This is a genomic window from Fictibacillus iocasae (assembly GCF_042665465.1).
Classification (GTDB): Bacteria; Bacillota; Bacilli; order Bacillales; family Fictibacillaceae; genus Fictibacillus; species Fictibacillus iocasae.
Genome location: NZ_JBHTCP010000048.1, coordinates 47077 through 65213, shown reverse-complemented (window position 1 = coordinate 65213; position 18137 = coordinate 47077). Strand labels below are relative to the sequence as shown.

Below are 18137 nucleotides of genomic sequence, written 5' to 3'. Positions count from 1 at the left end.
AATGAGGTGTAAGAGATGAATCAATATAATCAGAATCATAATTCCGGTCTTATTCAAAAAGCCGTTGTAGAAAGTTTTAAAAAGTTAAACCCATTAACCATGATGAAAAATCCAGTCATGTTCGTTGTAGAAGTGGGAACGCTGCTTGTACTGCTTATGATTCTGGCGCCATCCCTTTTCCAATCAGAAGCTGCGCTAGGCTATAACGTGTCTGTTTTCATCATCCTCCTGTTTACCATCCTATTCGCCAATTTTGCTGAAGCATTGGCGGAAGGGCGTGGCAAAGCGCAGGCAGACAGTTTGAAGAAAACAAAAAAAGGTACGCAGGCAAAAAAATGGCTGAAAAATGGAACAGTCAAAACCATCTCTTCTGATGAGCTTCGCAAAGGGGACATCGTACTTGTGGAAACCGGCGATCTCGTTCCAGGAGATGGGGAAATTATCGAGGGTCTTGCTTCAATAGACGAATCTGCGATCACGGGAGAATCCGCACCCGTCATTAAGGAGTCTGGAGGAGATTTCAGCTCCGTTACCGGCGGGACAAAAGTTGTCAGTGACTGGATTAAGGTTCGTATTACGGCAGACCCTGGGGAGTCATTCCTCGATAAAATGATCGCGCTCGTTGAAGGAGCAAAACGTCAAAAAACACCGAACGAAATTGCACTTAACATTCTGCTTGTTACGCTAACGATCATCTTTTTGCTTGTTGTGGTAACACTTGTGCCGATCGCAAAATATGTCGGGATAGATTTAGAGATTTCAACACTGATTGCCTTGCTTGTCTGTTTGATCCCTACGACAATCGGAGCTCTTTTATCAGCGATCGGGATAGCCGGTATGGACCGTGTGACACGCTTTAACGTATTGGCGATGTCAGGGAAAGCGGTAGAAGCGGCAGGAGATATTAACACCATTATTCTAGATAAAACAGGTACGATCACGTTTGGCAACCGTCTTGCTGCAGAATTTATTCCAGTAGGAGATGTCTCGCAGCGTGAAGTGACAGAAATGGCGGTCGTTACCTCTTTATTTGATGAAACCCCAGAAGGACGTTCTGTTTTGAAGCTCGCTAAAAAACAAAGAATCACTTGGAATTCTGCACACTATGAAAAAGCTGAAATCATTCCTTTTACAGCCGAGGAAAGAATGAGCGGTTTGAACGTAAACGGAACGATTTTCCGAAAAGGTGCTGTCGATTCCATAAGAAAGTTTATTGAGTCTAAGGGCGGTATTGTTCCAGGTGACTTAAAGAACAAGAGTGATGAGATCGCCCGAAAAGGTGGAACACCACTGGCTGTATCTGTTGATAATAAAATACTGGGGCTTATTTACTTGAAAGATACCGTAAAGCCAGGAATCCGTGAACGTTTTGAAGAACTCAGGAAAATGGGGATTAAAACGATCATGTGTACGGGAGATAATCCGCTGACTGCAGCAACCATCGCACAGGAAGCAGGAGTCGATGATTTTATCGCAGAATCCACGCCTGAAGATAAGATACGGGTAATCCGGGTAGAACAGGAAAAAGGAAAGCTTGTCGCCATGACTGGAGATGGCACGAACGATGCTCCCGCACTCGCTCAAGCCGATGTAGGATTGGCCATGAACTCCGGAACTGCCGCTGCAAAGGAAGCGGCAAACATGGTGGATCTGGATTCCGATCCGACAAAAATTATTGAAGTGGTTGCGATCGGCAAGCAGTTATTAATGACGCGCGGGTCATTGACGACATTCAGTATCGCCAATGACATCGCGAAATACTTCGCTATCATACCGGCGATGTTTACAGTGGCCATCCCTCAGATGGAAGCACTGAATATCATGGGATTGGATTCACCAACAAGCGCTATCCTGTCAGCATTGATCTTCAATGCGATCATCATCCCGCTTCTGATTCCGCTGGCGATGAAAGGTGTAAAATACGTGCCAATGAGCGCGAACAAACTGCTTTCCCGAAACATTTTGATCTATGGACTGGGAGGGATTTTCGTCCCATTTATTGGAATCAAAGCCATTGATATGATTGTTGGAATGGTGATGTAAGGATAACGGAAATCACTACATCTCAGAGCTCTAATAGCAACAAAGTTATGAAAATAAAGCTTTCTATAATGAACGTGGAGGGTTCACCTTGTTTAAAATAATAAGATTATCATTACTCATGATTGTACTATGCGGCATTGCCTACCCGCTGGCCATGATAGGGCTTGCGCAGACGATATTCCCTGATCAGGCAAACGGAAGCTTAGTGACAAATGAGGAAGGCAAGGTTATTGGATCCGAGTTAATCGGCCAAAATTTTAAAAGACCTGAATTTTTCCAAGGCCGTGTTTCTTCTATAGAAAATAACGGGGCCGCTACTGGCTCGAATAACTATGCGCCTTCCAATGAGGATATGCTGAAAAGGACGGAAGCCTCAATTAAGGCATTGAAGAAAGAAAACAGCCGTACAGAAACAAACGAGATGCCTGTGGATCTGGTCACCAACTCAGGATCTGGTCTAGACCCTCATATTTCAGTAGAAGCAGCAGAATTTCAGATTGACCGAGTGAGCAAGGCATCTGGATTAAGAAGGAAAGAACTGCGCGCAATTATTGATAAATCAATGGAGAAAAGAGATCTTGGCCTTTTCGGAGAAGAAAGAGTCAATGTCCTTCTTTTGAACATGAACGTGCAGGAAGCGATGCGAAAATAATAGGGCAGCCTCGGCCGATAGAATTAGGCCGGGGCATTTGCTCTGTCATGAGGAGGATGAGTCATGTGTCCGGCTTACCGCAGAAAAACACCTGAAGAAATATTGCAGGAAATAGAACATCTTAAAAGAGGTAAATTAAAGGTCTATATCGGTTCTGCACCAGGTGTTGGCAAAACGTATCGAATGCTGCAGGAAGCACGTGATTTAAGGAATGAAGGAATTGACGTTGTAATCGGTTTGATTGAGACGCACGGCCGGAGGGAAACAGCGGAACTTATTAAGAATCTGGAAGTGATGCCAAAATTACAGGTTCATTATAAAGGCCATGCATTAGAAGAGATGGATACGGAAGCAATCATTCAACGAAATCCGGACATCGTGATTGTTGACGAACTTGCACATACGAACGTTCCGACATCTAAACGAGAGAAGCGGTATATGGATGTGGAAGAAATTTTGAAAGCAGGTATCCATGTCATCTCGGCTGTTAATATTCAGCATTTGGAGAGTCTGAACGATATCGTCGAACAGATTACAAACGTGAAGGTGAGGGAGCGGATTCCTGATCAGTTTCTTCATATGGCGAACGAAGTCATACTCATTGATGTAACACCCGAGATTTTAAGAAAAAGGCTGAAAGACGGCAAAATCTATCATCACAGTAAAATAGAGCAGTCACTTGAAAACTTCTTTACGAAAAGCAACTTAGGAGCGCTGCGTGAGCTGTCTTTACGTGAAGTGGCCGACGATGTGGATGAGCGCATTGAGAAGGCGAAAAAAAGCAACGGACAGAGCGGTCCTACAGGAGCACATGAACGAATTATGGTCTGTGTCCAGCACGGCGGAAATGCCGAGAAGCTGATCCGCAGAGGATGGCGGATCGCGAACAGGCTAAAGACGGATCTTATCATCCTTCATGTGTCAAATGAAGCATCCATGAACAGGAGTGCTGAAGAACGGAAGAAAATTCATGATTGGAAAAAGCTTGCCGCACAGTTCAATGCCCGTTTTATCGCAGAACAAATGAACAATCGCAAAATTGCTCAGACGATTACAGATGTTGCGGTGGAAAATGGTGTAACACAGATTATATTAGGCCAATCCGCCAGAAGCAGGTGGGAAGAAATCTGGAAAGGTTCGATTGTAAACAACATTATGAGATATGCTTCAGGCATCGACATTCATATTGTATCAGACTATAAAACAAGAGAATCGTAGAGAAAGGATTTATGAAAATGAACGTAGCATTTTTTCTATTGCCAAAGAAAGAGGTGGCTTTTCTCAAGAGTGGTGTCACGATCAGGCAGGCAATCGAGAAAATGGCGAATTGCCGTTTTTCAGCCATACCCATAATCGATCAGCAGGGGAAATACTCTTTTACCATTACAGAGGGCGATATACTCTGGTTTTTGAAGAATAACCGCAATGTCACCTTTGATAACTGCCATCATTTTTCCATCGACCACATACAGCCATTCCGAAAAATGAATACCGTTCATATCGATGCAGAAATGGAAGATTTGCTGCAGATGGCTTCAGAACAGAATTTTGTTCCTGTAGTCGATGACAGCGATATATTCATAGGGATTGTCAGGAGAAAGGAAATTATTGAATATTGCAGGAAAATGGCACCAGCGTATAGGTCTTCTTAATTTTAATTTTGTACGTTGTGTGAAACTTGAAATAAAATCCATTTAATATTTTGCATTACCGTATAATGGAAGTAGGAGGTGTTAGTATGACAATCAAAACCATTTTAAACACCAAGCCTATGCGAATGTTTCTTTACCTTTTCATTATCACGGTGGTTTTGCTCAGCAATTATTTTGTTTACCACATTGAAAAGATGCCAGCTCCGCGATACATGGTGTTTGCATCATTGTTTGATCTACTTGTGGTCATCCCTCTGGTCACATACTTTATGATTATCCGAAAAAAGTATTCTTGGAAGCTTGTTGTTTTGGCTGTATTCGCTGGTTACTTTGCAGGAACGTATATCATTCCTGCAGAACAGATGGAGTCATTCACCGCTATTCCAAAAGTGCTGATTGCTTTTGAATTGCTGCTGATCGCTGTAGAACTGTATTTCTTGTACTTTATCTTAAAGAGCGTTCTTCTTGGGCCACGAAGTTTAAAAAGCCATCACGATAAAAATATACCGTTTGCCGTGCGAGCCAGACGTCATGTATATAGCCGTCTCACTCCTTCTCCGGTTTCTGAGATCTATATGAGTGAATGGATGTTATTCTATTTCGCTTTCTTTTCTTGGCGCAAGAAAAGGGCGGATGGCTCTAACATTTTTACGTACCACGAAAAAACCGGATTCACTGCGCTGAACATCATGCTCATTCATGCAATCGCGCTTGAAACGATCGGGTTTCATTATCTTCTGCATCAGTGGAACGTATATGCAGCTTATATTATTCTAGCGCTGAATATGTATACGATTCTCTTTTTGGTTTCGCACATACAAGCTGTTAGAAAGCAGCCGTTTGTGCTGAACGACAAAGAACTGATCCTTCAGGTGGGCATAACAAAAGGAATAGTTGTTCCATTAGAGAACATTCAAGAATTTACAAAATATGATGGCCCTGAGCAGCCTGGCGCTAAAGAGTTGAAAGATACCTTCGAGGCATTTGTGGCAGACTTTGTACAAGAAAAGCCGCAGTTTGAGATCAAGCTCAAGGAACCGCAGGAATATACGCTCTTGTACGGGTTCAGACGCAAGGCGAGCAGAATTTTAATAAGGGTAGATCATCCTTCATCATTTGATAGCATCATGCGTGAAAGTTTAACTTAAAAGAGGCAGCATCCTTTTAATCAGGGATGCTGCCTCTTTTCATGACACGCGGCAGAAAAAATGAATAATCCGACAATAACAAGTAAACACATTTGTTTTCTTTGTTCATCTTATCTATAATGGATATAATTGAATAAGTAAGTACCTTCGGGGTCGGGTGAAATTCCCAACCGGCGGTGATGAAACATTTTTGTTTCTCAGCCCGTGACCCGGACGCACAGTGTGTAAAGCTGGCGTGCGGTGGATTCGGTGAAATTCCGGAGCCGACAGTATAGTCTGGATGGGAGAAGGTAGAGAAGGCTTTTAAATCGTGAAAAAACACGTACTGATGAAAGCTTATTTAGTATTGCTTAAAAAATTAAGCAAACGAACCCCGGGAGAAGTGTGTCTTCCGGGGTATTTTATTTGGCGCAGAAAGAAGGTGAGAAGGATGACTGATAAACACTTTATGAAACTCGCGCTTGAACTTGCCAAAAGTGCAGAAGGGCAGACGTCGCCAAATCCGATGGTCGGTGCCGTTGTTGTGAGAGACGGACAGATCGTCGGCATGGGTGCGCACCTGAGAGCTGGCGAACATCACGCGGAGGTTCATGCACTGAATATGGCAGGCGAAAAGGCAGAAGGAGCAGCGATTTATGTTACGCTCGAGCCGTGCAGCCATCATGGCCAAACACCGCCATGTGCCGACCGCATTATCGCTTCAGGTATTAAAAAGGTCGTGATTGCGGCGGTTGACCAAAATCCGGTCGTGAGCGGTAATGGCATGAAAAAACTGCGTGAAGCAGGATTAGAAGTCGTGACAGGTGTGTGCCGGTCTGAATCAGAATCACTGAACAAGGTGTTCAACCATTTTCAAAAGCACCGGACACCGTATGTGACCGTGAAAACAGCTGTCAGCCTAGACGGCAAAATCGCGACTGCAGCGGGCGAAAGCCAATGGATCACGAGCGAAGAATCCAGGAAAGACGCTCATTACTACAGGCATACACACGATGCCATCCTTGTCGGAGTTGGAACAGTGCTGTCCGACGACCCTTCTCTCACCACACGCCTCCCAAACGGCGGAAGAAACCCCATCCGCATTGTGTTAGACACTTCTTTACGAACACCGCTCACTTCCAAACTCGTTAAGGACGGAGCCGCACCGACCTGGATTATTACAGGATCAGGTGTGGAGTATGAGCAAATCATTTCCTACACAAAAAAAGGAATCAAAGTTATTCAGCTTGATTCACTCAAAATTGAAATACCCAGCGTGTTAGAGCTGCTCGGAAGCGAAGGCGTGACGTCGCTGTTTGTAGAAGGCGGCTCCGCGGTCAACGGCAGTTTTCTAGCATCAGGAAATATTCAGCAGCTGATTTTGTATATGGCACCGAAGCTCATAGGCGGTGCTCAAGCTCCCCAGCCTTTTGGAAGAACTGGGATACAGCAGTTAAAGGACGCGCTGAACCTGGAAATCGAGAGTGTCGGACAAATCGGCCCTGATATTAAAATCATCGCTTCTGTTAAAGGAGGAAGGTAAGTGTTTACAGGAATCATCGAAGAACTTGGAACCGTCTCCTCTATTAAAAAAAGCAGTGAAACCATTGTTTTGACGATTGCTGCCTCAGCCATTTTAACCGACGTTAAGCTAGGAGACAGCATCGCCGTCAATGGCGTCTGCTTGACTGTTACATCGTTTGCTGCCAATCAATTTACAGTGGATGTGATGCCTGAAACGTACATGTCTACCACGTTAAAAGAGTTAAACGTTCGTTCAACTGTGAATTTAGAGCGGGCGATGGCAGCAGGCGGAAGGTTCGGCGGCCATTTTGTTTCTGGCCATGTGGACGGAACAGGCGAGATTGTGTACAAGCGTCCTGAACAAAACGCCATTTATTACGAAATCAAAATGCCGCAGCACTTAATGATGTATTTTATGATGAAAGGCTCTGTCTCGATAGACGGGACAAGCCTAACGATTTTTGGTGTGACAGAGGATACGATTACGGTTTCTCTCATCCCTCATACTGTGGCACATACCGTTTTGGGAGCCAAAGGAAAAGGACAGCACGTGAATGTCGAGTGCGATATGCTGGCGAAATATGTAGGGCGGATGATGCACGGAGTACCGTCCGAGACGAACAGAAAAAAAGAGCTGACCTATGAATTCTTTGAGCAGAATGGTTTTTAAGATGACAGGAGGAAGGTTATGTTCCACTCTATAGAAGAAGCACTTCACGATTTGGAAAACGGCAAGATGATTATCGTCATCGATGATGAAGAACGCGAGAACGAAGGAGACTTTGTGATGCTTGCAGACAAAGTGACGCCTGAAGCGGTCAACTTCATGGTGACGCAGGGCAGAGGTCTCGTGTGTGTTCCCATAACAGAGGAAATGGCTGCTCGGCTTGAACTGTCTCCTATGGTCACTGTAAATACGGATTCACACGGAACCGCATTTACAGTGAGTGTGGATCATGTTTCCACAACGACTGGCATATCGGCTCAAGAACGAGCCTTGTCGATTAATGAGCTAGCGAACCCCCAATCCTCCGCCGGCGATTTTAAGCGGCCAGGTCATATCTTTCCTTTGATTGCGAAGGAGGGCGGTGTTTTACGGCGTGCCGGCCATACGGAAGCTGCGGTCGATTTAGCCCGTCTTGCCGGTGGAAACCCGGCAGGCGTCATATGCGAGATTATGAACGAAGACGGCTCGATGGCACGAGTTCCGCAGCTGAAAGAAATGAGTGATCAGCACGGTATCAAGCTGATCACGATTAAGGATTTAATCAGTTACCGCAATAAACAAGACAAGCTTGTACAGAAGGAAGTCGAAATTACATTGCCGACAGCTTTCGGCGATTTTAAAGCGATCGGCTTCTCCAATGTACTGGACGATAAGGAGCATGTTGCCTTATTAAAAGGGGAACTGTCCGCTGACGAACCGATACTGGTAAGGGTTCACTCCGAGTGCCTGACGGGGGATGTGTTCGGTTCTCACCGCTGCGACTGCGGTCCTCAGCTTCATGCCGCTTTAAGTCAGATTGAAAAAGAAGGGCGGGGCATATTGCTTTATATGCGCCAGGAAGGACGCGGTATCGGCTTGTTGAATAAGATGCGAGCCTATAAGCTGCAGGAGCAGGGACTTGATACAGTGGAAGCGAACGAGGAGCTCGGCTTCGCGCCTGATCTCAGGGACTATGGCATCGGGGCACAAATTTTAAGAGAGCTGGGCGTTCGGAAAATGAAGCTGCTTACGAACAATCCAAGAAAGATTGCCGGCCTTAAAGGCTATGGTCTGGATGTAACGGAGCGAGTACCCATACAAATGCAAGCAGTCAAAGATAATGAAAGCTATTTGAAAACGAAAAAGAGCAAGCTCGGCCATATGCTACATTTCTAAACATACTATCTATCAGGAGGGTTAAACAATGGCAAAGACATTTGAAGGACATTTAGTAGGTACAGGACTTAAAGTAGGTATCGTCGCGGGGCGTTTCAATGAATTTATTACTGGGAAACTCGTTTCGGGTGCACAGGACGCATTTAAGCGACACGGCGTTTCTGAAGACGACGTGGATATGGCGTGGGTGCCAGGCGCATTTGAAATTCCACTCATCGCGAAAAAGATGGCGGAGAGCGGAAACTATGATGCTGTCATCACACTCGGAGCCGTCATCCGCGGCAGCACGCCGCACTTTGACTATGTGTGCAACGAAGCCGCAAAAGGAGTCTCTGCCGCCGCTCTTTCAACAGGCATACCCGTCATTTTCGGCGTCCTCACGGTTGATTCCATCGAGCAGGCAGTAGAACGCGCCGGAACAAAAGCCGGCAACAAAGGCTGGGAAGCTGCCGTCTCCGCCATTGAAATGGCGAATTTGACAAGACAATTCAACTAAAAACAATAAGAAGTGTGAGATACCTATGGAGCTCACGCTTCTTTTTTATGTTTAATGGGATTTCTATACTTGTGTTTGGTTCTTTGGCGGAGCATGGCGAACATGTTCTTTGATGTCTTCAAACATCTGGGGTCCGGTACCGAGATGATAACCTTCGGTATAATCGAAACCCGTGATCGGTACCGGACCCCACTGCGGGACGCAACGGGGACGCAGCGATGCTAAAGACGGTTTGGCTCTTTAGAATTAATTTGTGCGAACATCCATAGTTGCTTCGATGCTTATTGGTTTTGGCTCTTGGGCTTGGATTGGCGAACATGTTCTTCGATGTTTTCAAACATCTGAGGTCCGGTACCGAGATTATGACCTTCGGTATAATCGAAACCCGTGATCGGTACCGGACCCCACTGCGGGACGCAGGGGTGCAAAAGAGGGTTTGGTTGTTTGGCTTTGTTTGTGCGAACATGGATAATTGCTGTCGAAGCTAATTGGTTTGGTTCTTGGACGGGGTTCGCGAACATGTTCTTTGATGTTTTCAAACATACTAAATAAACAGCATATTAAATTCAATTTGACATACTAATTAGAATAGTGTTAAGATTACCAAAGTTAAACAAAAACCTATTTTATGGAAAGGAGCAGGTGTCATGATTACGATTGAAATTGTCCGCGGAGTATGCCGTGGAGCAGCACAAAACTTACAACTTCATACCATGGCCCGCCGCTCAAAAAAATAGGCTAGCTGTTCCGTTTTTTTCAGCTTATATTTTTACATATTCGGCAGGTCACGTTTCCATTTGTGGCGTGTTTTTTATTTTTTTTGAAGCATATCCGCTCGTGGTATGCTTTTTTTATTTCGGTTTAACTGGAAAATTCCGTTAAATATAAAGCATTGGGAGATGAAAGGTATGAAAACTGCACAGAAAACTGTATGGCTAGAACGCAAGGACCACACGTTATTTGGGTAGCTCGGGAGGAGCTTGCTTTGCATTCTTTGTGTCCGCATCGAAAGAAAGAGGGGATAATAGATGTTTACCGTTTTATTTAAATTAGGCTGGTTTTTTAAAAAGCATTGGCTGCGATACACGATTGCTATTACGTTGCTCACATTGGTTGGTGTAATTGAAATTATACCGCCTAAATTGATTGGTGATGCGATTGATGCGATTTATATGGGGACGCTGACGAAAGCTGAGATGGTTGAGACGATCTGGATTTTTGCTGCGGTTCTGGTGTCGATGTATGGCTTGATGTATGTTTGGCTGTATCAGCTGTTTGGCGGGGCGTTTATTATTGAGCGTACGATGAGGTCTCGTTTTATGCGCCATATGCTGAAGATGACGCCTACTTTTTATGAGAAGAATCGTACGGGTGATTTGATGGCGCGTGCGACGAACGATTTGAAGGCGATTTCGATGACGGCTGGGTTTGGTGTATTGACGCTGGTTGATTCTACTTTGTTCATGGGAACGATTTTGCTTGTCATGGGATTCATGATCAGCTGGAAGCTGACGTTTGCGGCGATTATTCCGCTTCCGGTTATTGCCATCATTATCAATAAATATGGTGCAAAGGTTCATATGCGCTTTACTGTTGCTCAAGATGCTTTTGGTGAGATGAATGATTCGGTACTGGAAAGTGTTCAAGGGGTGCGTGTTGTTCGAGCTTATGTCCAAGAAGAAGCTGACATGAAGCGATTTAATGATGTTACGGAAGAGGTTTATCAAAAGAATTTGGCAGTGTCGCGAATTGATGCGTTGTTTGATCCGACGATTAAGATTATGGTCGGAATCAGTTATTTGATCGGACTCGGTTATGGCGCGTATATGGTTTTTCACAATACGATTACATTAGGAGAACTAGTTTCGTTCAACGTGTACTTAGGTATGCTGATTTGGCCGATGATTGCAGTCGGTGAACTGATTAACGTGATGCAGCGGGGAAGCGCTTCGCTTGACCGTGTCAATGAAACACTAGCTTATAAGCAGGATGTGGTGAATGGCACAGATCTTGTTCCTTTATCTGAGCCTGGAACGATATCCTTTGAGAACGTGACGTTCCGTTATCCGTCTTCTGAGTTTGATAACTTGAAAGATTTGAGTGTATCTGTGCAAAAGGGCGGGACTTTGGGCATTGTTGGACGCACGGGCGCTGGTAAGACGACTTTGTTAAAACAGCTGCTCCGTGAGTACCCTGCGGGCTCTGGGGATATTAAAATCTCTGGGATCTCTATTGAGGACATTGATATGGAAACATTGCAGAGCTGGATCGGCTATGTCCCGCAAGACGCGTTCCTTTTCTCGCGTTCTGTAAAAGAAAACATTATGTTTGGCAATAGCAAAGGGACGGACGAGAGCCTGAACCATGTGCTTGAGATGGCATCGTTCCGAAAAGATGTGGAGTACCTGCCTGAGGGGCTAAGCACGCTTGTCGGAGAAAAAGGCGTGGCACTGTCCGGCGGGCAAAAGCAGCGTGTTTCTATCGCTCGCGCACTATATGTGGATCCTGAAATCCTGATATTGGATGATGCTTTGTCTGCGGTTGACGCGAAGACAGAAGCGGCTATCATCCGGAATATCCGGACAGAACGCGCTGGGAAAACAACCTTTATCACCACGCACCGGCTTTCTGCGGTTGAGCATGCAGACTGGATCGTCGTACTTGATGATGGAAGGATTACAGAAGAAGGCACGCACGAAATGCTTATCGCTCAGGATGGGTGGTATAACGAACAATACGAGCGTCAGAAGCTCGAGGAAAATCTGAACGGGGAGGCGGTATAGCATGAACGTCGGTAAACGATTGTTTCAATACGCCTTGATTTATAAAAGAAGCTTTATGCTCGGCCTGTTCATGCTTGCTATAGCGGTCACAGCGGAACTGACTGGGCCGTTCATCGCGAAAACACTGATCGATGACCACATTTTAGGCATCGAACGGACGTGGCATGAGACAGAAAAGGAAGACAGCTATACAGCAGAATACAAAGGAAACACATATAAGCGTTCTGATTATTTTGAGGAAGGCGACAAAAAAGGGGCCGAAGCGAACATCATCCAGATTGGACGCTCCTACTATTTTGTTGATGGCAGCATCAGCAATAAAGAAGGCGACAGAAAATACAGCGGTGGCCAGGTGGTCTTTACATTCAAGGATAAAAAGGCGGCGTATGATGCCGAGAAGCTTACTGTAAAAGAGGTGTACCCTTTTTACAAGCCAGAGATAAAAGGCATTTTAAAGCTGATGGGCTTTTATTTAGCACTATTGATATTTGCTGGGTTCTTTCAATACGGACAGCGTTATATGCTGCAGCGTTCGTCTAATCTGGTTATCAAGAAGATCAGGCAAGATGTGTTCGCGCAAGTGCAAAGAGTGCCGATTACTTATTTTGATAACCAGCCGGCAGGGAAGATAGTGGCACGCATCACGAATGATACAGAATCGATCAAAGAATTATTCATTAACGTACTGGCAAACTTTTTCACAGGCATTATCTATTTAACAGGAATATTCATTGCATTGTTCCTGCTTGATGCTAGACTGGCTTCGATCTGTTTGGTGCTCGTACCGATCCTCCTCGTCTGGATCAAGGTATACCGCAAGTTCGCATCGCATTATAATCACAAAATACGATCTGTTCTGTCTGACATCAATGCGATGATCAACGAATCGATCAACGGAATGACGATCATTCAGGCGTTCAAGCGCCAAAAGGAAACTCAAACAGAGTTTGAAACGATGAACACGGAATATTTCACGTACCAAAGAAAACTCCTGAGCTTGAATGCGATGACAGGGCACAACTTAGTCCTGCTATTGAAGAACCTAGCGTTTATGGCGTTCATCTGGTACTTCGGAGGGCAGGCGCTTGGGGTGGGCAGCGCGATTTCAATCGGGGTGCTGTATGCCTTTGTTGACTATTTAAACCGTCTATTCCATCCAGTTACCGGCATGGTGAACCAGCTGGCACAGCTTGAGCAGGCACTCGTATCGGCTGAGCGTGTATTCGTCCTTTTAGACGAACCGGGAATGGAAGTAGAGCCACGTGATCCAGGCAGGTACATCGGCAACGTATCGTTTGAGGACGTTTCGTTCAGTTATGTTAAGGATGAAAAGGTTCTTAAAAATATCACCTTCGATGCAGCGCAAGGTGAAACGGTTGCCTTGGTCGGCCATACAGGATCAGGAAAGAGTTCCATCATGAACTTGCTGTTCCGTTTTTACGACATACAAGAAGGCAAGATTACGATTGACGGCCGTGACATTATGAAGATGTCTAAACAGGAGCTAAGACAGCATATTGGCATCGTCTTGCAAGATCCGTTCCTCTTTTCTGGAACAATCGCGACAAACGTGAGCCTGAACGATCCTTCCATCACACGTGAGATGGTCGAAAAGGCGCTGACGGATGTAGGCGCGATGCCGTTCATTGAGAACTTGCCGAAGGGGCTCGATGAACCTGTTATTGAAAAAGGGAGTACGTTGTCTTCCGGACAGCGCCAGCTGATCTCATTTGCTCGTGCTTTAGCCTATAATCCAGCGATCCTTATTTTGGATGAAGCGACAGCGAGCATTGATACGGAAACAGAAGCCGTTATACAAGAAGCACTCGACGTGCTTAAGCGCGGCAGAACAACCTTTATCATCGCTCACCGATTATCAACGATTAAGAACGCTGACCAGATTCTCGTTCTGGACCGCGGCTCGATTGCAGAGCGTGGAAGCCATGATGAACTGATGGAGATTAAAGGCCGTTATTACCAGATGTACAAGATTCAGCAGGGAAACGGTGACAAATCCAACAAAAAAGCTGTTAGTTAATAATGAAAGGCCTTTGATCGCGGTAATGAACGCGATCAAAGGCCTTTTCTTTAATTGGTTTCTTTGTTTTTATCATCCATCTCATCATTTTTCTCGCCGTCATCCACACCATTATCCTGATCTACACCATCACCGCAGGCGGTCACTCCACCTAATGTTAACATCGCTGCAAGACTTCCGACTAATAATTTTCTGTAAAATGTCATGATTCGTAACCTCCTATTTTTATTTAATGAGTGTGCCATATTAGAAAAATACCCTTAAGAAGGAAAAGAAAACATCAAGCGTGGATAAAGAAGGGGATGCACATCGGACAACATGTGATAAACATCACACCATTTTTTTCTTATAAGCTGTATTTTAGAAAGTAACTTGCTTAGAAATGAGGCGAAAGAAGTGGCACGGTTACTGTTTTTTACAGCAAAAGAAAAAGAGAGAAGCTTAAGAGAAAAAGCTGCTGTCATGTTGAATGACACGACAGTTTCGTTGCCTAAGGGCAGTGACTGGCAGACGCAGCTTACCATTATCTCTTTAGGCAAAGAGGACTTGGCCATCTGCCGGCAGCTGCAGCCATTGGTTCAACAGCATATTGAACAGATTGTGACACGGTTTTACAAGTCCATTGATCACGTGCCTTCACTCGTTCATATCATCGAAAAAAACAGTTCAGTTGAACGGCTTAAAGGCACGCTCAGCCGCCATATTATTGAAATGTTTGAAGGGATTATTGACGAACAATATGTTGCGAAGCGAAAATTCATCGCAGAAATCCATTTTAAAATCGGTTTAGCACCTAAATGGTACATCTCATCTTTTCAAGATCTTCTTCTTTCGCTGCTTAACATCATCAGCCTGCATGTTGCCGATAAAGACGATTATCACATAGCGGCAGCGGCGGTAACGAAAATCTTGAACTTTGAACAGCAAATCGTTCTCGAAGCCTTTGAACAGGAACAAACTAACCAAAGACAAAAGCATGAGAAAGAAAAATCTGCGATTCGCCAGAACGTGATATTGGCTGCAGAAGGTTTGGCTGCCATTTCAGAAGAAGCAAGTGCCTCACTTCAAGAGCTTTCTGTTCAATCAGAAGAGGTGGTCACTTTCGCGCAAAACAGCTCCAAAACAGCGAATGAAGTGCGAACCCATTCGGTTGAAGGAGAAGCAAGACTAGAACAACATCAGCATATGGTATCGTCCGTTAACGAAAAAACGGTCCGTATCTCGACTGAGCTCGCGCTGCTAGAAGAGGCGACTATGCAGATTAATGGTGTCTTGAGCATGATCAAAGAGATAGCAGATCAGACAAACCTGCTGGCGTTAAATGCGGCTATTGAGGCGGCACGAGCGGGGGATGCTGGGCATGGATTTACAATGGTTGCTCAAGAAGTAAGGAAGCTTTCTGAACAGACCAAAGTATCTGTTGGCAGTGTATCAGACATCGTTTATACAACGAATGAACGCATTGCAATGGTTACGCACTCCTTAAATGATATTAAGAAAATTGTAAAAGAAAGTGTCAGTGATTCTATTGATATTACCGCTTTTTTTAATAAAATCAGCTTCAAAATGGAGAAAAGCGGGCAAAATAGCGGACTCCTTCATGAAGAGATTAAAGGAATGGCGAAAGTTATAGAGGAAATGGCTGGTATCGTCAGCGACATTGCCGGATCAGCAGATTCACTTACCGATATGGCAGGAAATATGGAGTGATAGGGTTGAAAAAACAGAAACAGACCGGTCCGTTTGCCAATGGGACCGGTCTGTTTTTTAAAAATAGAATCAGTTAATGCTGATGGCATATTGTGCGCGGCTCGTCTCAAAGGTGATAATATGGTCATTTATGCTAACGTCATTTACGCCATCAAGTGAGACCTCATAAAGTACCGACGGGAGTTCCACTAGGTTTCCTTCACCGGTGCTGTACGCTTTGCCGTGAAGGAAAAGGACGTGGTCCCCTAAATAATCATCCTGTGCTTCTCGCTGTTCGAACGTTGCCTCTTCAAGTGAAATCGTGATCTGGTCTAGGTCACCGGCTTCTTCTTTTCTGATCGAAATCTGCTGGCCAGCCCAGCTGTTTAAGTGATCTTTCATTTCAATGATTTTGGTTTCAGACATGTGTTTTCACCTCTATGTTCAATGTTCCCCGAAACCTAGAGATTAAACAAAGGAACAGAGGCATTAATCCTTCAGTTCAAGCAGCCGCACCTGGCCCCACGGAGCGATTTTAACAACCGCAGTCATGTTGCCAGCTTTCTTCTCTAACGCTGTTCCCGTATTATCTTTTACATAAAATCTCTCAAGGCCATAAGTGAGCGAGATGGTTTCTTTTGTCTCGCTCCATCCTGGAGCAGCCTGCGCTTTAATCGCAACATCACTGCCTGACACCTCTGGTCGCTCTTTGCTCAGTTTTTTTACGGTGTAGTGCTGGCCTTTATCTTTTGTTAATACGACGTAGATGTCTTCATCTCTGCTTTTCCATTTTCCTGGCCAAAGGGAAGGATCCACATCGCTGATTTCGTAGTTCAATGTCACATAATCACCATACAGCAAATCGCTCGGGTCTACCGGCTTGGTTTTTATGGCGATCTCTTTGCCATACATGCCTGCCGCATAATAGCTGCCTGATATGAAAAGAAGGACGGCAAGCTGCAGGGCGACCACAACTTTCCAAGAAAGCATTCTCATCATTTACCGCCTCCATTGTTCAGCATTTCCTTCTTCTTTCTTTGCAATAAGGCGTTTAACCCAAACAGCAGCAATCCGCCCATGAGGAAGAAGAGCGATTTGGGCAGAAACGACCAAGCTAAGTTGAAATATGCCATTAATGTGATCAGCAGGAACAGGAGGATTCCCGCATTCATCCGACGTCTGCTTTCAGTTTTGTACGCGTATTCGAGCATTTTACCAGAGAAGGTATACAGCATGACGAGATAAAGAATGCCGGTGGTGAAGGCAGCAGTGACGTTGATGAGCAGGAACAACGGAACAAAAATCAGAAGCTCCCAAATGAGAGGCTGGTCATGGTTTTTCCATTTGCCGTATATGGAAATGCCGGCAATGCTGACGAAAAGAAGAAAATACAGCCATCCCTGTGATACCGTGTTGTCATCGTTCCAGCCGCTTGTGTAGGAAAAATATAGTGTATAAGCATATAAAAAACCAGCTAATACGGCTGTCTGCTGAAATGGTCTTTTCCATGGATGATCAGCGACCCAATCAAATAATGAATAAAGTGCTGTATAAAAGAGGAGAAGCCAAAATAAGTTCCATTCCATTTCCACAAAGAATAAAAGGGACTGCAAACCAAATCCGATGCTGAACAGCCAGTTGTAGCCACGGTGGTTGACAGTAAGGGTATACCAGCCAATCCCGGCTGCGTACAGCAAGAATAGTACATAACTGAATGAATGAAATTCACTGAACGAATAGTACTGGCCATACCCGATCAACACAAGTGATGTCGCGTAAAAAATCGGCTTTTTGTCGCGGTATAAATAATACAGGGCAGGAAGTGACCACAATACGAATAGCCTCGCATCGTACGAGACCAAGTTGAATGTCTGGCCAAGCAGGACGATGGCCGCTCCAAAGGAAATGATTCCTAGCACAATCAGACTATTTCCTGTACTGACGTTTTTCTTAGCGAGAAAACGCTCTCCAGCCGTGTAAAATCCTATAACGAACGCAGCTAAGAGAACAAGGCGGAAAACAGGTGAGATCCCATCCCAGTTCGACGCGATAAAGCTAAGGATACTCAAGCCAATGAGCAGTGAGCCAAAAACGGGGAGAAGACCGGATATTTTGCTTTTGCTTTCATCCGGGTACAGAGCCGCGATTCGCTGCACCTGCTCTTCTGTCACAATTCCATCGTTCACCCATTTGCTGCCCTCACGATTGATCCATTTTTTATTCACTGAAAAACACCCCCTTGTTTCACTTT

Annotated in this window: 15 protein-coding genes, 1 pseudogene and 1 riboswitch; of the genes and pseudogenes, 12 read left to right on the top strand and 4 right to left on the bottom strand. The window is 44.9% G+C overall.

Translation table 11 applies throughout. From position 1 onward, the window contains the following. Nucleotides 1-15: 15 nt before the first annotated feature. The 11 genes and pseudogenes from kdpB to ACFQPF_RS14660 all read left to right on the top strand — a co-directional run bounded on the left by kdpB (nt 16) and on the right by ACFQPF_RS14660 (nt 14197). Complete coding sequence (kdpB, locus tag ACFQPF_RS14710) at nt 16-2043, top strand: potassium-transporting ATPase subunit KdpB (RefSeq protein ID WP_379750470.1); 2028 nt, start codon at nt 16-18, stop codon at nt 2041-2043. A gap of 88 nt (nt 2044-2131) precedes the next feature. Continuing rightward, the gene (gene kdpC / locus ACFQPF_RS14705) at nt 2132-2695 is read left to right on the top strand and encodes a potassium-transporting ATPase subunit KdpC (protein WP_379750469.1); all 564 of its coding nucleotides are present in this window, start codon (nt 2132-2134) and stop codon (nt 2693-2695) included. A gap of 63 nt (nt 2696-2758) precedes the next feature. After that, on the top strand, nt 2759-3913 hold the full coding sequence (gene kdpDN, locus ACFQPF_RS14700; protein WP_379750468.1) for a KdpD-like non-kinase potassium sensor: 1155 nt from the start codon (nt 2759-2761) through the stop codon (nt 3911-3913). 17 nt (nt 3914-3930) lie between these two features. Continuing rightward, nucleotides 3931-4347 (top strand): CBS domain-containing protein, encoded by a 417-nt coding sequence (locus ACFQPF_RS14695; protein WP_379750467.1) that lies wholly within the window; start codon nt 3931-3933, stop codon nt 4345-4347. Between the two features lie 86 nt (nt 4348-4433). Further along, a complete protein-coding gene (locus ACFQPF_RS14690) occupies nt 4434-5495 on the top strand; it encodes a hypothetical protein (RefSeq protein ID WP_379750466.1) in 1062 nt (353 codons plus the stop codon). Between the two features lie 139 nt (nt 5496-5634). Next, nucleotides 5635-5791, top strand: a riboswitch (FMN riboswitch). Nucleotides 5792-5925: 134 nt separating this feature from the next. Further along, nucleotides 5926-7090, top strand: a pseudogene (gene ribD, locus ACFQPF_RS14685) (bifunctional diaminohydroxyphosphoribosylaminopyrimidine deaminase/5-amino-6-(5-phosphoribosylamino)uracil reductase RibD). Then, entirely contained in the window at nt 7018-7668 is a 651-nt protein-coding gene (gene ribE, locus ACFQPF_RS14680; protein WP_379750465.1) for a riboflavin synthase, read from the top strand. Before ribD ends, ribE begins: the two are co-directional and overlap by 73 nt. An 18-nt stretch (nt 7669-7686) precedes the next feature. Then, entirely contained in the window at nt 7687-8880 is a 1194-nt protein-coding gene (locus tag ACFQPF_RS14675; RefSeq protein WP_379750464.1) for a bifunctional 3,4-dihydroxy-2-butanone-4-phosphate synthase/GTP cyclohydrolase II, read from the top strand. Nucleotides 8881-8908: 28 nt separating this feature from the next. Beyond that, nucleotides 8909-9376 (top strand): 6,7-dimethyl-8-ribityllumazine synthase, encoded by a 468-nt coding sequence (ribH, locus tag ACFQPF_RS14670; RefSeq protein WP_379750463.1) that lies wholly within the window; start codon nt 8909-8911, stop codon nt 9374-9376. A gap of 1028 nt (nt 9377-10404) precedes the next feature. Then, nucleotides 10405-12159 (top strand): ABC transporter ATP-binding protein, encoded by a 1755-nt coding sequence (locus ACFQPF_RS14665; protein ID WP_379750462.1) that lies wholly within the window; start codon nt 10405-10407, stop codon nt 12157-12159. A 1-nt stretch (nt 12160) separates the two neighbouring features. Beyond that, nucleotides 12161-14197 carry an ABC transporter ATP-binding protein gene (locus ACFQPF_RS14660; RefSeq protein ID WP_379750461.1) on the top strand — a complete coding sequence of 679 codons (2037 nt, stop codon included), beginning with the start codon at nt 12161-12163 and terminating at the stop codon, nt 14195-14197. A gap of 50 nt (nt 14198-14247) precedes the next feature. Here the strand turns inward: ACFQPF_RS14660 and ACFQPF_RS14655 are convergent, their stop codons facing one another. Continuing rightward, nucleotides 14248-14403: a hypothetical protein gene (locus ACFQPF_RS14655; protein ID WP_165766874.1), complete on the bottom strand. Its 156-nt coding sequence runs from the start codon at nt 14401-14403 to the stop codon at nt 14248-14250. 190 nt (nt 14404-14593) lie between these two features. Here ACFQPF_RS14655 and ACFQPF_RS14650 point away from each other — a divergent pair, with 190 nt between their 5' ends. Continuing rightward, nucleotides 14594-15907 carry a protoglobin domain-containing protein gene (locus tag ACFQPF_RS14650; RefSeq protein ID WP_379750460.1) on the top strand — a complete coding sequence of 438 codons (1314 nt, stop codon included), beginning with the start codon at nt 14594-14596 and terminating at the stop codon, nt 15905-15907. A gap of 69 nt (nt 15908-15976) precedes the next feature. On the opposite strand, the gene ymzB is transcribed toward ACFQPF_RS14650, so the two are convergent. The 3 genes from ymzB to ACFQPF_RS14635 all read right to left on the bottom strand — a co-directional run bounded on the left by ymzB (nt 15977) and on the right by ACFQPF_RS14635 (nt 18111). Then, a complete protein-coding gene (ymzB, locus tag ACFQPF_RS14645; RefSeq protein WP_379750459.1) occupies nt 15977-16312 on the bottom strand; it encodes a protein YmzB in 336 nt (111 codons plus the stop codon). Between the two features lie 63 nt (nt 16313-16375). Then, nucleotides 16376-16885, bottom strand: a complete 510-nt coding sequence (locus ACFQPF_RS14640; protein ID WP_379750458.1) for a GDYXXLXY domain-containing protein — start codon at nt 16883-16885, stop codon at nt 16376-16378. Beyond that, complete coding sequence (locus ACFQPF_RS14635; protein WP_379750457.1) at nt 16882-18111, bottom strand: DUF2157 domain-containing protein; 1230 nt, start codon at nt 18109-18111, stop codon at nt 16882-16884. The genes ACFQPF_RS14640 and ACFQPF_RS14635 overlap by 4 nt, the downstream gene beginning before the upstream one ends. Between the last annotated feature and the right edge of the window lie 26 nt (nt 18112-18137).